Below are 14,516 nucleotides of genomic sequence, written 5' to 3'. Positions count from 1 at the left end.
CACCTAATCGGGCTTGGCTCGCGCACGGTCTGTGTCATCGCACCACACAACAAACGGGTTCAGCACCAAATAGCTCCGGCCCGCTTCGCGGCCGACCGGTCCATCGGGGATGCATGTGCTTCTCTACTAACGTCTCCATCTCACGGCACTCGCCGCTCGCCGGTTTCCCTTGCGGACCCGGCGGCAGCGCGTAGCGCTGTGCCGAAGCTATTTCGTGCTGAACCAGCGCGCTTAACGTTTTCGGGCGGCAGACCGTGCGCGAGCCAAGCCCGACTGGGTGTTTGAGGGCACTCGTAAGGCGAGTGCCGCCTGTGACGAGAGAACTACCCAAATTGCGTGTGACCGCGGGCCGTGACGAGCTGCTTTCTTTGCTTACTTTCTTTGCAGCAGCAAAGAAAGTGAGTGCCGCCCCGCACAGGGGCAACGCTAATAGACCGACACCATAACGGGATCCGGCAAAAAGCACAGAGCTAAAAGCACAGAGCTAAAAGCAGAGAGCTAAAAACAAACCACAAGCCCCTTGGCGAAATATGCAAATACGTGGCGACCCGTGGCGCCTTCACGTCGATGTCACACATCTCTGCAATATTCCGGGTCGAAGGTCGCCCCCGACCTTCATCGATCCCCGACACGAGAGACCACCATGACCCGCGATTCCCGCTTCGCGCGCACTGTGCTGCCGGCGTTCGCCGCCGCGTTTGCTCTGCTTGCCGCGATGCCCGCTCACGCCGCCGACGCCGTCGTCCTCTACACCGCCGATGGCCTCGAGAATCTCTACAAGGACGTGCTTCCCGCATTCGAAAAGAAGGAAGGCGTGAAGGTCAACATCGTCACGGCGGGCAGCGGCGAAGTGGTGAACCGCGCGACCGTCGAAAAGGATTCGCCGAAAGCAGACGTCCTCGTCACGCTGCCGCCGTTCATCCAGCAAGCGCAACAAGGCGGCCTGCTGCAGCCGTATCAGAGCGTGAACTACAAGAACGTGCCCGCCATCGCGAAGGAAAAAGACGGCGCATGGGCCACCTTCGTGAACAACTATTTCTCGTTCGCGATCAATCCCGAAGTCACGAAAACCGCGCCCAAGACCTTCGCCGATCTCCTGCATCCGAGCTACTCCGGCAAGATCGCATACTCGAATCCAGCCACGGCAGGCGACGGCATGGCCGTCATCATCCTGACGTCCGCGCTGATGGGCGAAGACCAGGCTTTCAATTACCTGAAGGATCTCGAACAACACGCGAAGTTCCATACGAAGGGCACGGGCTATCTCGACGTGCTGCTCTCGCGTAACGAGATCGCATTCGCGAACGGCGATCTGCAAATGGACCTCGACGATGCCGCGAACGGCGGTCTCTCCATCAAGCCGCTCTTCCTGTCGCACAAGGCAGGCGAAGCGCCGAGCACATTCCAGCTTCCGTATGCAATCGGCCTCATCAAGAGCGGACCGAATCAGGCGGCGGGCAAGAAGCTCATCGACTATCTGATGTCGTCGGATGTGCAGTCGAAAGTGCCCGATATCTACGGCATCCCCGGCCGCACCGACGTGCCGCTCGCCGGCAAGAACGGCGAAGCCGTCAAGCAGGCGATCTCCGGCGTGAAGCTCATTCCCGTCGACTGGAACGAAGTCATGCAGAAGAAGGCGGGCTGGACCGAGCGCTGGAAGACCGAAGTGATCGGCAACACCGGCAAGCAGACCGACGTCGTCAAGCCGAAGTCCTGATGAGCGCCGTCCCCAAGGAAGCGTTCGGCGTCGATCAAACGCCGGGCGTGCACATCGATCGTCTGACGGTGCGCTTCGGCACGCGTACCGTGCTCGACGATCTCTCGCTTCGGATCCAACGCGGCGAATTCCTCACCGTGCTCGGCCGGAGCGGATGCGGCAAGACCACGCTGCTGCGCTTCATCGCCGGCTTCGTGAAGGCCGATGCGCTCGCGGGCACGCTCGCCGTCGCGGGCCGCGATCTCACGCACGTGCCGCCGCATCAGCGCAATCTCGGGCTGCTGTTCCAAAGCTATGCGCTGTTCCCGCATTTCTCGGTGTTCGACAACGTCGCGTTCGGCTTGCGCGCACGCAAGCTGAAGACGGGCGAGATCGCGCGACGCGTCGCCGATGCGCTCAAGCTCGTGCAGCTTTCCGATGCCGGTCACGTCATGCCCGCGCAGCTTTCCGGCGGCATGCAGCAGCGCGTGGCGCTGGCGCGCGCACTCGTCATCGAGCCGGACGTGCTGCTGCTCGACGAGCCGCTCTCGGCGCTCGATGCGAATCTGCGCGCTTCGGTGCGCAGCGAGCTGAAGGCGTTGCATGAGCGCTTGCCGAATCTGACGATCGTCTGCGTGACGCACGATCAGGACGATGCGCTCGTGCTCTCCGACCGCACGCTGCTGATGCGCGATGGCCGCATCGCGCAACTCGGTGCGCCGCGCGAGCTGTACGACGCGCCCAACGATGCGTTCGTCGCGCGCTATCTCGGTGCCGCGAATTTGCTGCCGCCGCGCGTGGTGTATCCCGTCGGCGATGCGCGGCACGACGAGCGCGAACGTCTCGCGTGCATTCGTCCCGAACGATTCGCGATCGCGCCGTTGGGAGAAGGCCATCTGCATGGCACGATCGCGTCCGTCGAATGGTATGGCGCGGCGCTTTCCATTTCCGTTGCGCTCGATGCGTTGCCCGGCGAGCCCGTGCTCGTGACGACGCAGCGCGGCCATTCGCGCATGCCGGACAAGGGCGCGCGCGTTTCCCTTCGCTTCGAGGCTGACGATGTCGTCCTTGTTCGTCGCTGACAGCGTCGCGCGCGACGAACGCGGCATCTGCGACGCCTATCTCTCCGCGCAATTCGCAGCGCACGCCAAAGAAGCGCAACGCCGCGAGCGCAAGGCGCGGTGGCATCTGCTCTTCATTCTCGTCGTCGTGCTCGGGCCGCTCGTGGTGTATCCGCTCGCGCGCCTCGTCATGTCGAGTGTGACCGGGCCGCACGGTTTCTCGCTGCACGCGTACAGCGCGTTCTTCAGCAACCCCGAAACGCGCGGGATGATCGGCACGACGCTCGGTATTCTCTTCGCGAGCGCGAGCATCGCTTCGTTGCTCGGCGTCGCGCTCGCATCGATGCTGTTCTTCAGGCCGTTCGCGCTCGCGCGCCTGCTCACGCGTTTTCTGGAATTGTTCGTCGCGTTTCCGTCGTTTCTGGTCGCGTTCACGCTGATCTTTCTATACGGCTCGCAAGGTTCGGTGAGCATCGGTCTGCAGCGGATCTTTTCGCTCGATGCGCCGCCGCTCGATTTCCTTTTCGGCATCGGCGGCGTGATTCTCGCGGAGGTCGTGTTCTATGCGCCGTTCGTCGTGCGTCCGACGCTCGCATCGTATGCGACGCTCGACATGCGGCTCGTCGAAGCCGCAAAGAGCCTCGGCGCCGATGGCTGGATGGTCGCGACGAAAGTCGTCTTGCCGCTCGCGTGGCCGGGCATCGCGGCAGGCACGATCCTCTGCTTTCTGCTGACGTTGAACGAGTTCGGCATTCTGCTCGTGCTCGGCAGCGCACATCTGATCACCTTGCCGATCGCGATCTACAGCGCCGCGACCGTCGACCTCGATCTGGCCACCGCGGCCGCGGGTTCGGTCGTGATGCTGTTGATGTCGCTATCGCTCTATGCGTTGTATCGACGCGTGAATCGGCAAACGAGTCGCCGTTCGGGAGAGCGCTGACATGCAACTCATCGCTGCTGCGTTCAGACCTCGCGCGCTCCTGCGTCATGCGTTCACGGGCCTCTTCGCGTTGCTGTGCTTCTGGCTCTTCGTGCTGCCGGTGATCGTCGTCGCGTTGTCGAGCGTCGCGTCGCACTGGTCCGGCACGATCCTGCCCGATGGTTTTTCCACGCGCTGGTTCGCGCGTCTTTCATCGAGCGATCTCGATGCGGTCGCGACGAGTCTCGAAGTCGGCCTGGGCGTCGCGTTTCTCGGCACCGCGCTGGGACTCTGGCTCGCGCTCGCGCTGGAAGGGCGCGACCGGCGCGGTCTCGGCGCACTCGTCGATGCCGTCGCGATGATGGGCAGCGGCGTGCCGAGCGTCGTCCTCGGGCTCGCCGTGTTGATCGCGTATCACAAGCGTCCGCTCGATCTGTCGGGATCGGCCGCAATCGTCGTGCTCGTGCAACTCGCGCTCGTGTTGCCGTTCTGTTATCGATGCGCCGCCGCGGCGCTGCGCCCCGAGCTCACGACGCTGCGCGAAGCCGCCGCGAGTCTCGGCGCGCCGCCGCGCATGGTGCTCTCGCGCGTGGTATTGCCGCAACTCGTGCCCGCGATCCGCGCGAGCCTCGCGCTCGGTTTCGCGCTCTCGCTCGGCGAACTTGGCGCGACGCTCACCGTGTATCCGCCCGGATTCGCGACGGTGCCGATCGTCGTCGTCGGGCAGGTGAATCGCGGTTACTATCTGCCGGCGTCCGCGCTCTCGCTGATTCTGCTGGGCGTATCGCTCGCGGCGCTTCTGCTGATCGCCGCACGCGCGCCACGCCGCTCCATCGCATGACAAACATACGGAATCCGAACTAAATATCGATGCCATCATGTGCCCGCAAGCTCTTCGTTAGCAATTTGCGGGCCGCTCTCCGTTTCCGCCTTGTCATACCAAAAAAAATAAAACTGGCGTAACCTGCACGTTCAGGCACGTCCGCACCCGCCAGACCGGGGCAGGGCGCCAATTCGGTGCGTCCGGATTGAACTCCCGTCAGGCTTTCGCGGTCGTTGCATATGTTGCAAACACCGGAGGTTTCGATGACATCCGTCGATCTGGAATTCGACCAGCTCAACAGTACCGTCGATGCGCTCAGGCGCTCCATCTCGAACCGCCTGATGTACGGCGTCGGCAAGGATGCAGTCACCGCGCAGCCGCGGGACTGGCTTCACGCCGCTGAACTGGCCGTGCGGGATCGTCTCGTCGCGCGCTGGATGCGCACCACGCGGCTCCAATACGAACAGGACGTGAAACGCGTCTACTATCTGTCGATGGAATTTCTCATCGGCAGAACTTTCAGCAATGCGCTGCTCGCGCTAGGCATCTACGACGAAGTGCGCGATGCGCTCGCCGGCTTGGGCGTCGATCTCGCGGCGCTCGAGGAACTCGAGCCGGACGCCGCGCTCGGCAATGGCGGCCTCGGACGCCTTGCGGCCTGTTTCCTCGATTCGATGGCGACGGTCGGCGTGCCGGGCTTCGGCTATGGCATCCGTTACGAATACGGGATGTTCCGTCAGACGATCGTCGACGGCAATCAGGTCGAGATGCCCGATTACTGGCTGCGCGCGGGCAATCCGTGGGAGTTTCCGCGGCCCGAAGTCGTGTACACCGTGCATTTCGGCGGGCGCACGGTGCAACATGACGATCGCACCGACTGGATCGACACCGAGCACGTCAACGCGATGGCCTACGACACGGTCATTCCCGGCTTCGCGACAACGGCCACCAACACGCTGCGCCTGTGGTCCGCGCGCGCAACCGACGAGTTCGATCTCTCCGCGTTCAATCAGGGCGACTATCGGCGCGCGGTGGAGGCGAAGAACACATCGGAACATGTGTCGCGTCTCTTGTATCCCGACGACTCGACTCAGGCCGGACGCGAGTTGCGTCTGCGTCAGGAATACTTCTTCGTCTCCGCGACGATGCAGGATCTGATACGCCGCTATCAGCGCACGCATACGCACTTCGGTCGGCTCGCGGAAAAGGTCGCCGTGCATCTGAACGACACGCATCCGGTGCTCGCGATTCCGGAGCTGATGCGCCTGCTCGTCGATCGGCATCATCTGCCGTGGGACAAGGCGTGGAAGCTCGTGCAGCAGATGTTCTCCTACACGAATCACACGCTGATGCCCGAAGCGCTCGAAACATGGGACGTCGAGATGCTCGCGCGCTTGCTGCCGCGGCATCTGGAGATCATCTTCGAGATCAACGCGCAGTTCCTGAAGCAAGTCACCGAGAAGTTCGGGCGCGATGTCGAGCTGATTCGGCGCATCTCGCTCGTCGATGAATTCGGCCAGCGGCGCGTGCGCATGGCGCATCTCGCGATCGTCGCGAGTCACAAGGTGAACGGCGTATCGAAGCTGCACTCGCAACTGATGGTGCAGAACATCTTCTCCGACTTCGCGCGCATGTATCCGGAGCGCTTCACGAACGTGACGAACGGCATCACGCCGCGCCGATGGCTCGCGCAGGCGAGTCCGTCGCTGTCATCGCTGATCGACAAGCGGCTCGGGCCGCGCTGGCGCACCGATCTCTTCGAGCTTGGCAGGCTGCGCGAATGGCGCGACGATCCGGAGTTCTGCAAGGCCTTTCACGATGCGAAGTTCGCCAACAAGCTGCGGCTCGTGGAACGCGCGAAACGGGACGCCAACGCGATCATCAATCCGGAAGCGCTGTTCGATCTGCAGGTGAAGCGCATCCACGAATACAAGCGGCAATTGCTCAACATCCTGTATGTGATCGTGCGCTATAACCGCATCCGCGAAAATCCGGAGCAGGACTGGACGCCGCGCGTCGTGATGTTCGCGGGCAAGGCGGCGTCCGCGTACAAGATGGCGAAGAACATCATCAAGCTCATCAACGATGTGTCCCGCAAGATCAACACGGACCCGCTCATCGGCGATCGGCTGAAGGTCGGCTTTATTCCGAACTACGGCGTTTCCGTGGCCGAGCTCATCATTCCGGCGGCGGATCTGTCGGAGCAGATTTCGATGGCGGGCACCGAAGCATCGGGCACCGGCAACATGAAGCTCGCGTTGAACGGCGCACTGACAATCGGCACGCTCGATGGCGCGAACATCGAGATCTGCGATGCCGTGGGGCGCGAGAATATTTTCATCTTCGGCAACACGACCGACGAGATCGAATCGTTGCGCGCGGCGGGTTATCGGCCACGGCAGATTTACGAGGAAAACGCGGAGCTCAAAGTCGCGCTCGACCAGATTCGACTCGGGCACTTCTCGCCGGAAGAGCCGCACCGTTTCTACGACATCTTCCATACGCTCGTGGACTGGGGCGATCACTACATGGTGCTCGCCGATTTCGACAGCTTCGACAAGACGCAGACCGAAGTCGATCTCAAGTACCGCGACAAGGATGCGTGGACGCGGAGCGCGATCGAGAACGTCGCGGGCATGGGCATTTTTTCGTCGGACCGCACGATCGCGGAGTATGCGCGCGACATCTGGCACGTCGAGCCGTTGCAGATCACCTGACGACGCGTTCAGCGCCGTGTGATGCGCGTAATGCGCGTCACGCGGCCGAGCGTTGCGTTGGGAAAATGCGCGGTGAGCGTGCCGATGACATCGTTGATGTCATCGCGATCGGTCTCGACATGGAGCGTGGTGCAATCGCGGAGGCGGCTCGTCTCCACGATATAAGCCTGCGTGCCCGCGCCGAACGCATACGCGAGCATGTCGCGTGCGGCCGACGAATCCAGTCCCGGAACGGTGAGATCGAACGCGACGCAGTGGCGTGCTTCGCGGCGGCGCGGCGAGCCGCCGTTGACCACGCGCGAAAGAGCGATCGAGTCGAATGTGCGGATATCCATCGATGGAAGCCGTCCGGCGACGGCTCGTTGTGGCGATGCCCGCACTCTAGCGCCGCGCGCCTAAAGGCCGGGCTAAAGAAGCGCGCCGCCGTGTAAACGGCGCATCAAGATCAGGCTTGCGATGACTTCGCGCCTGCGCTCGCCGCATGTTTCGCGACCGCCTCGCCGACGAGCGCCGCGACCTTGTCCGCGAATTCCTGATCCTTCGTGATGAGCACTTCGCGCTCGCCGTCGGGCGTCGCGACCATCAACTGATAGATCACGTCCTGCGTGATCCAGGTGAGATAACCCACGACGACGATCATCACGCCGAGCACGAGCGCCGCGCCCGAGCCGGTGAAGATGCCCGCGCCGAGCACGATCAGCCCGATCAGCGCGATGATGATCGGCAAAGGCTTCTGGCGCGGGATCATCACGACGCGCGCGGCGCGCAGATCGCGCAGCGGAATCATCTGACCGGACGCCGAGAGTCCGGCGCGCGAAAGCGTCACGCCACGTTCATTGAAAGGAGTATCCATAAGGGTTGTGCAGTCTTCTTGCAGCCGATGAAACCGGGGAGCGTACCAGACGGCGCGGCGCGGCGGCATGTCGCACATCGACGCATTCGGCGGGGTTTGCATATCGTAAATTTACGATATATACTTCGCAGCAAGACGATTCGGAACAGGCTGCACGTTCCGTCCGTCAGACGCACGAGCAACGAAATGGACATCGACGCAATTCACAAGGCCCTCGCCAACCCCCTTCGCCGCGAGATTCTGGAATGGCTGAAGGAACCCGAGCTGCATTTCCCTGATCAGGAATTGCCGCACGTGCACGGCGTTTGCGCGGGTCAGATCGATGGGCGCTGCGGCATGTCGCAGTCCACCGTTTCGGCGCATCTCGCGACCTTGCACAAAGCCGGACTCGTCACCACGAAGCGCGTTGGACAGTGGGTGTTCTTCAAGCGCGACGAAGCGGTCATTCAGGCGTTTCGCGATTCCATCGGGAATCTCTGAGCTTGCTTGCCATTCGGTGAAAGTCTGCTTTCAATTTCATTAGGAATCCAATTCATGTCGACTCTTTTCGATCCGCTTAAAGTTGGCGCACTCACGTTGAAGAACCGCATCATCATGGCGCCGCTCACGCGTCAGCGCGCGGGCGTCGAACGCGTGCCGAACGCGTTGATGGCGCAGTACTACGCAGACCGCGCATCGGCGGGGCTGATTCTGAGCGAAGCGACGTCGGTGACGCCGCAAGGCGTCGGCTATGCCGACACGCCGGGCATCTGGTCCGACGAGCAAGTGGAAGGCTGGAAGCTCGTCACGAAGGCCGTGCACGAAGCGGGCGGCAAGATCTTCCTGCAACTGTGGCACGTCGGCCGCATTTCCGATCCGATCTTTTTGAATGGCGAACTGCCGGTCGCGCCGAGCGCGATCGCGGCGGGAGGACACGTGAGCCTCGTGCGTCCGCAGCGTCCGTACGTGACGCCGCGCGCGCTCGAACTGGATGAAATCGCCGGTGTCGTCGCGGCGTACCGCAAGGGCGCGGAAAACGCGAAGCGCGCGGGCTTCGACGGCGTCGAAGTGCACGGCGCGAACGGCTATCTGCTCGACCAGTTCCTGCAGGACAGCACGAACAAGCGTACCGACGCCTACGGCGGCCCGATCGAAAATCGTGCGCGCCTGCTGCTCGAAGTCGTCGATCAGGCTATCGAAGTTTGGGGCGCGGATCGCGTCGGCGTGCATCTTGCACCGCGCGCGGATTCGCACACGATGGGCGACAGCGATCGCGCCGCGACCTTCGGTTACGTCGCGCGTGAACTGGGCCGCCGCAAGATCGCGTTCATCGCGGCACGCGAGCATGAAGCCGCCGACAGCCTCGGGCCGCAATTGAAGAAGGCGTTCGGCGGCGTGTATATCGCCAACGAAGGCTTCACGAAGGCCAGCGCCGAAGCGATCATCGCCCGCGGCGACGCCGATGCCGTCGCGTGGGGCAAGCCCTTCATCGCGAATGCGGATCTGGTGCGCCGCTTCGAAGTCGATGCCGATCTCAACAACTGGGACACGTCGACGTTCTATGCGCCGGGCGCGAAGGGCTATACGGATTACCCGTTGCTCGAAACGGCGGAATAAGACGCGTCGAAGTTAGCGTCTCGATGAAAACAGCGGCTCCGGCCGCTGTTTTCATTGATGGTTTCAAAGCTGCACCAAATAGTGTATTGCTGGCGTTCGGATCATTCATTCCCTTCATCGCTGATGTGCGAGCGGCTCATACCGCAAAGGAGTGCCTATGTCCTGGCTTACGGCAACACTGCGCAGTTATCCTGAAATCGCCATCTTTCTGTCGCTCGGCGTCGGCTATTGGGTCGGCGGAAAAAGCTTTCGCGGCTTCAGCCTCGGCGCCGTGACGGCGACCTTGCTCGCGGCCATCGCCATCGGGCAACTAGGCATCACCATTTCGTCGAACGTCAAATCGGTCTTCTTTCTGATGTTCCTGTTCGCCGTCGGTTACGGCGTCGGTCCGCAGTTCGTGCGCGGCATCGCGAAAGACGGCTTGCCGCAGGCGATCTTCTCCGTCATCCAGTGCGTGCTGTGCCTCGCGGCGCCTTACGCGGCGGCGAAGATCGCGGGTTATGACGTCGGCTCGGCGGCGGGCCTGTTCGCGGGCTCGCAGACGATTTCCGCTTCGATGGGCCTTGCCACCGACGCCATCAACCGGCTCGGCCTGCCGCCGGATCAGGCGAAGGCGCTGCTCGACGCGATGCCGACCGCCTACGCCGTGACCTATATCTTCGGGACGATCGGCTCCGCGCTGATTCTCGCGATGCTCGGGCCGAAGCTGCTCAACATCGACCTCGTCGCGGCCTGCAAGGAATACGAGGCGACGCTCGGCGGCGGCGGCGATCTCGGCGGCGCGGGGCAGGCGTGGCACAAGTTCGAACTGCGCGCGTATCGCGTGGCCGAGCACGGGCGCGCGGCGGGCATGTCGGTCGCGCAGGCCGAAGCGCTGGAGCCGGAAGGCGCGCGGCTCTTCATCGAGCGGATTCGGCGGGGCGGAACCATTCAGGAAGCGAAGATCGACGACGTGCTGCAACCGGGCGATGTCGTCGCGGTCTCCGGGCGGCGCGAGCTGCTCGTCGATCTGCTCGGCGGCGTCGCGACCGAAGTGGACGACGCCGAACTGCTCGCCGTGCCGATCGAAGGCGTCGATATCTACGTGACGAGCAAGGCCGTCGACGGCAAGACGCTGCAGGAGCTCGCGCATATGCCCGCGTCGCGCGGCGTGTTTCTGCGCAAGATCAAGCGCGGCGCGACCGAAACGCAGATACCGATTCTGCCGAGCACGAAGCTGCATCGCGGCGACACGATCACGCTCGTCGGCCGGACGCAGGACACGTCGGCGGCGGCGAAGGCGATCGGCGTGCTCGACCGTCCGACCGACGCCGCCGACATGGCGTTCGTCGGCCTCGCGATCACGCTCGGCGCGTTGATCGGCGCGCTCGTGCTGCATGTCGGCGCGATTCCGCTCACGCTGTCGACGGCGGGCGGCGCGCTCATCGCGGGCATCGTGTTCGGCTGGCTGCGCGCGATCCATCCGACGTTCGGCCGCATTCCGTCGCCGACGATCTGGTTCATGAACTCAGTCGGCCTGAACGTCTTTATCGCGGTCGTGGGGATTTCGGCGGGGCCGGGCTTCGTCGCGGGCTTGCAGAAGCTCGGCGTGAGTCTCTTTCTGTGGGGCATTTTTGCGTCGGCGGTGCCGCTCATCATCGGCATGTACATCGCGAAGTACGTGTTCAAATTTCATCCCGCGATCCTGCTCGGCATCTGCGCCGGCGCGCGCACGACCACCGCCGCGCTCGGCATGATCTGCGACGCCGCGAAAAGCCAGGTGCCGGGCCTCGGCTACACGGTGACGTACGCGGTCGGCAATACGCTGCTCACGATCTGGGGCATGGTCATCGTGATGCTGCTGACGTGACGCGGTCTTCCTGCCGCATTGTTTCCATCATCAATTCTGGAGGTGTTGGATGGCAAAGTCCGATAAATCGGGTTCCAACGACCGCGCCGGCATGGCGGCGCTCAGCCCGTTCGAGCTGAAGGACGAGCTCATCAAGGCGGCGGGCGGCGGGGCGGTCGAGCGTCCGGCCAATCTCGCGATGCTCAATGCGGGGCGCGGCAATCCGAACTTTCTCGCGACGATACCGCGTCACGGTTTCTGGCAACTCGGCCTCTTCGCGATGCGCGAGTCCGAGCGCTCGTTCGCGTACATGCCGGAAGGCGTCGGCGGTTTTCCGAAGCGCGAAGGGCTCGAAGAGCGCTTCGAGATTTTCGCGCGCGAGAACAAGGGCGTGCCGGGCATCGCGTTTCTTGCGGGCGCGGTGTCGTATGTACGCGATCAGCTGGGCCTGAACGCGGGCGACTTTCTCTATGAGATGTGCGAAGGCATCCTCGGATCGAACTATCCCGTGCCGGACCGCATGCTGAAGCTGTCGGAGCAGATCGTCGCGCAATATCTGCGGCGCGAGATGATCGGCAAGCATCCGTTCGTCGGCGAATTCGATGTCTTCGCGGTCGAAGGCGGCACCGCCGCGATGACCTACATCTTCAACACGATGCGCGAGAACTTCCTGATCGCGCCCGGCGACACGATCGCGCTCGGCACCCCGATCTTCACGCCGTACATCGAGATTCCGCGCCTGAACGATTACAAGCTGAAGGTCGTCAATCTGGAGGCGGACGTCGCCCGCGGCTGGCAATACTCGAAGGCCGAGCTCGACAAGCTGCGCGATCCGAAAGTGAAGGCGTTTTTCCTCGTGAATCCGAGCAATCCGCCATCGGTGAAGATGGACGACGAAAGCCTCGAATACATCGCGGAGATCGTGAAGGAGCGGCCCGATCTGATCCTTCTGACCGACGACGTCTACGGCACCTTCGCCGACGATTTCGTGTCGCTGTTCGCGTTGTGCCCGAAGAACACGATCCTCGTTTATTCGTATTCCAAGTATTTCGGCGCGACCGGCTGGCGTCTCGGCGCGATCGCGACGCATCGCGACAACGTGCTCGACAAGCAGCTCGCCGCGCTGCCGAAGGACAAACGGGCGGAGCTTCACGAACGCTACGAATCGATCACGACGGAGCCCGACAAGCTCAAGTTCATCGACCGGCTGGTTGCGGACAGCCGTACCGTCGCGCTGAATCACACGGCGGGATTGTCGACGCCGCAGCAGGTGCAGATGGTGCTGTTCTCGCTCTTCTCGCTGATGGACACGCCCGACGCGTACAAGAACGCGTTGAAGCGCCTGATCCGCAGCCGCAAGCAGGCGCTGTATCGCGAGATCGGCATCGCGCTCGAAGAAGAGGACAAGAACGAAGTCGATTACTACACGATCCTCGATATCGAATATCTCGGCGAGCGCAGGCACGGCCGCGAACTGGTCGACTGGGTCATCAAGAACACGGAGCCTTCGGAGATGCTCTTCAGGCTCGCGAAAGAAGCGCGTGTCGTGCTGCTGCCGGGGCGCGGCTTCGGCACGCAGCATCCGTCGGGGCGCGTGTCGCTCGCGAATCTGAACGAGAGCGACTACATGCAGATCGGCCGCGCGATCCGCAAGCTGATGGACGAGTACATCGAGCGCTATAACAAGGCCGTCGGCAAGAAGTCCGACAAGAGGTAAACAAATCGGGCCGCCCGATACGTCTGGCGGCCCGATCTCATGTCAACTCAGCAAGCAAGCTCAGAACTTGTGGCGGATGCCGATGCGGAACGCAAGCTGATCGTCTTCGCCCAGACCCGACGTGCCGAAGTAGCTCGACGACGACGAACCGATCGACGCCTGATTCTCGACGCCGCGGTTCGAACCCGAAGCCTTCTGATAGATGCCGAGCACGTACACATCGGTGCGCTTGGAAAGCGCGTAGTCGACGCTCGCGTCGACCTGGTTCCAGTGGCCGCTCGAGTTGCCCGTCATGTTCAGGTACGAGTAGCCGAGGCCGGCCGACAGCGCCGACGTGAAGCTGTACTTGCCGCCGATATCGAACGCGTTGAGCTTGGAGCTCGCGCCGTTGATCGGCTCGAACAGCGTGTTGGTCCACAGGCCGAACACGGTCGCCGCGCCGAACGCGTAGTTCGCGCCGACGCCGAACGTGCGCAGATCCTTGCCGGCGTTCGCGGTGCCCATCGTCTGGATGTTCGCGACGGCCGTGCTGAACGCGGGCGTCGATGCCGCCGGATAGCGGATGTCGGTGTACGCCGCGCCGATGCCGAACGGACCCGCCTTGTAGTTCAGGCCGAAGCTGTACGCGCGCGACGAACCCGCCGTCGTGGTCGTGCCGACGGTCGTGTTGGGCGTGCCCGCGAACGCGCCTGCCTGGTTCGAGAAGCTGTACATCGCGCCGAACGTCACGCCGTAGAAGCTCGCGCTGCTGAACTTGACCGCGTTGTTGATGCGGCTCGACGTCAGCTGGTCGACGTCGTTCATGTGATACGCGTAGTTGCCCGCGAGCGTCTGGCCGCCGATCGAATAGTTGCTGCCGAGGTAATCGGTCGAGAACGAATATTGACGGCCGAAGGTCAGCGAGCCGACGTCGTTCTTCGCGAGACCGACGTATGCCTGACGGCCGAACAGCGCGCCGCCCTGGCCGAGCGTGCCGGTGCCGCTATTGAAGCCGTTCTCCAACGTGAAGATCGCCTTCAGGCCGCCACCCAGGTCTTCCGAACCCTTCAGGCCCCAACGGCTGCCTTGCGCGACGCCGTCGTCGTACTTGAAGAGCTTATCGCCCGCGCGCGTCGCGGTTTGCGTGCTGTTGTTCACGTAGCTGATGCCGGCGTCGATGATGCCGTAGAGCGTTACGCTGCTTTGCGCTTGCGCGGACGTGGCGGCGAGGGCGGCAAAGGTGGCGAGCGCGGCGGTCGCCAAGAGATTCTTCTTCAAAACAAGCTCCGTATGATGGTTCGCGGTGTGGTTGTTGACGGTGTCTGCA

The 14,516-nt window shown here is 63.1% G+C and carries 12 protein-coding genes; 9 read left to right on the top strand and 3 right to left on the bottom strand.

Annotated elements, in window-relative coordinates:
* Nucleotides 1-643 precede the first annotated feature (643 nt).
* The 5 genes from phnS (at nt 644) to BG60_RS14040 (ending at nt 7,216) form a co-directional block, all read left to right on the top strand.
* Nucleotides 644-1,717 (top strand): 2-aminoethylphosphonate ABC transporter substrate-binding protein, encoded by a 1,074-nt coding sequence (gene phnS, locus BG60_RS14060; protein WP_008353793.1) that lies wholly within the window; start codon nt 644-646, stop codon nt 1,715-1,717.
* The gene (gene phnT / locus BG60_RS14055; RefSeq protein WP_008353792.1) at nt 1,717-2,778 is read left to right on the top strand and encodes a 2-aminoethylphosphonate ABC transport system ATP-binding subunit PhnT; all 1,062 of its coding nucleotides are present in this window, start codon (nt 1,717-1,719) and stop codon (nt 2,776-2,778) included. The genes phnS and phnT overlap by 1 nt, the downstream gene beginning before the upstream one ends.
* Nucleotides 2,756-3,697 (top strand): 2-aminoethylphosphonate ABC transporter permease subunit, encoded by a 942-nt coding sequence (locus BG60_RS14050; RefSeq protein WP_008353791.1) that lies wholly within the window; start codon nt 2,756-2,758, stop codon nt 3,695-3,697. The genes phnT and BG60_RS14050 overlap by 23 nt, the downstream gene beginning before the upstream one ends.
* Before the next feature lies 1 nt (nt 3,698).
* Complete coding sequence (gene phnV, locus BG60_RS14045; RefSeq protein WP_008353790.1) at nt 3,699-4,517, top strand: 2-aminoethylphosphonate ABC transport system, membrane component PhnV; 819 nt, start codon at nt 3,699-3,701, stop codon at nt 4,515-4,517.
* 245 nt (nt 4,518-4,762) lie between these two features.
* Nucleotides 4,763-7,216, top strand: a complete 2,454-nt coding sequence (locus tag BG60_RS14040) for a glycogen/starch/alpha-glucan phosphorylase (protein ID WP_008353789.1) — start codon at nt 4,763-4,765, stop codon at nt 7,214-7,216.
* A gap of 8 nt (nt 7,217-7,224) precedes the next feature.
* Here the strand turns inward: BG60_RS14040 and BG60_RS14035 are convergent, their stop codons facing one another.
* Nucleotides 7,225-7,551, bottom strand: a complete 327-nt coding sequence (locus BG60_RS14035) for a hypothetical protein (protein ID WP_008353788.1) — start codon at nt 7,549-7,551, stop codon at nt 7,225-7,227.
* Between the two features lie 110 nt (nt 7,552-7,661).
* Nucleotides 7,662-8,069, bottom strand: a complete 408-nt coding sequence (locus BG60_RS14030) for a DUF6232 family protein (protein ID WP_008353787.1) — start codon at nt 8,067-8,069, stop codon at nt 7,662-7,664.
* A gap of 186 nt (nt 8,070-8,255) precedes the next feature.
* Between BG60_RS14030 and BG60_RS14025 the strand changes: the two genes are divergently transcribed.
* The 4 genes from BG60_RS14025 (at nt 8,256) to BG60_RS14010 (ending at nt 13,210) form a co-directional block, all read left to right on the top strand.
* Nucleotides 8,256-8,549: an ArsR/SmtB family transcription factor gene (locus BG60_RS14025; RefSeq protein ID WP_008353786.1), complete on the top strand. Its 294-nt coding sequence runs from the start codon at nt 8,256-8,258 to the stop codon at nt 8,547-8,549.
* A 54-nt stretch (nt 8,550-8,603) separates the two neighbouring features.
* A complete protein-coding gene (locus tag BG60_RS14020) occupies nt 8,604-9,665 on the top strand; it encodes an alkene reductase (protein WP_008353785.1) in 1,062 nt (353 codons plus the stop codon).
* Between the two features lie 157 nt (nt 9,666-9,822).
* Complete coding sequence (aspT, locus tag BG60_RS14015) at nt 9,823-11,514, top strand: aspartate-alanine antiporter (RefSeq protein WP_008353783.1); 1,692 nt, start codon at nt 9,823-9,825, stop codon at nt 11,512-11,514.
* A 49-nt stretch (nt 11,515-11,563) separates the two neighbouring features.
* A complete protein-coding gene (locus BG60_RS14010; protein WP_008353781.1) occupies nt 11,564-13,210 on the top strand; it encodes a bifunctional aspartate transaminase/aspartate 4-decarboxylase in 1,647 nt (548 codons plus the stop codon).
* 60 nt (nt 13,211-13,270) lie between these two features.
* Here BG60_RS14010 and BG60_RS14005 read toward each other — a convergent pair whose 3' ends face one another.
* Nucleotides 13,271-14,467: a porin gene (locus BG60_RS14005; RefSeq protein WP_008353780.1), complete on the bottom strand. Its 1,197-nt coding sequence runs from the start codon at nt 14,465-14,467 to the stop codon at nt 13,271-13,273.
* Between the last annotated feature and the right edge of the window lie 49 nt (nt 14,468-14,516).

The sequence above is a fragment of the Caballeronia zhejiangensis genome, assembly GCF_000698575.1.
Taxonomy (GTDB): Bacteria; Pseudomonadota; Gammaproteobacteria; order Burkholderiales; family Burkholderiaceae; genus Caballeronia; species Caballeronia zhejiangensis.
This window is presented reverse-complemented; position numbering and strand designations above follow the sequence as displayed.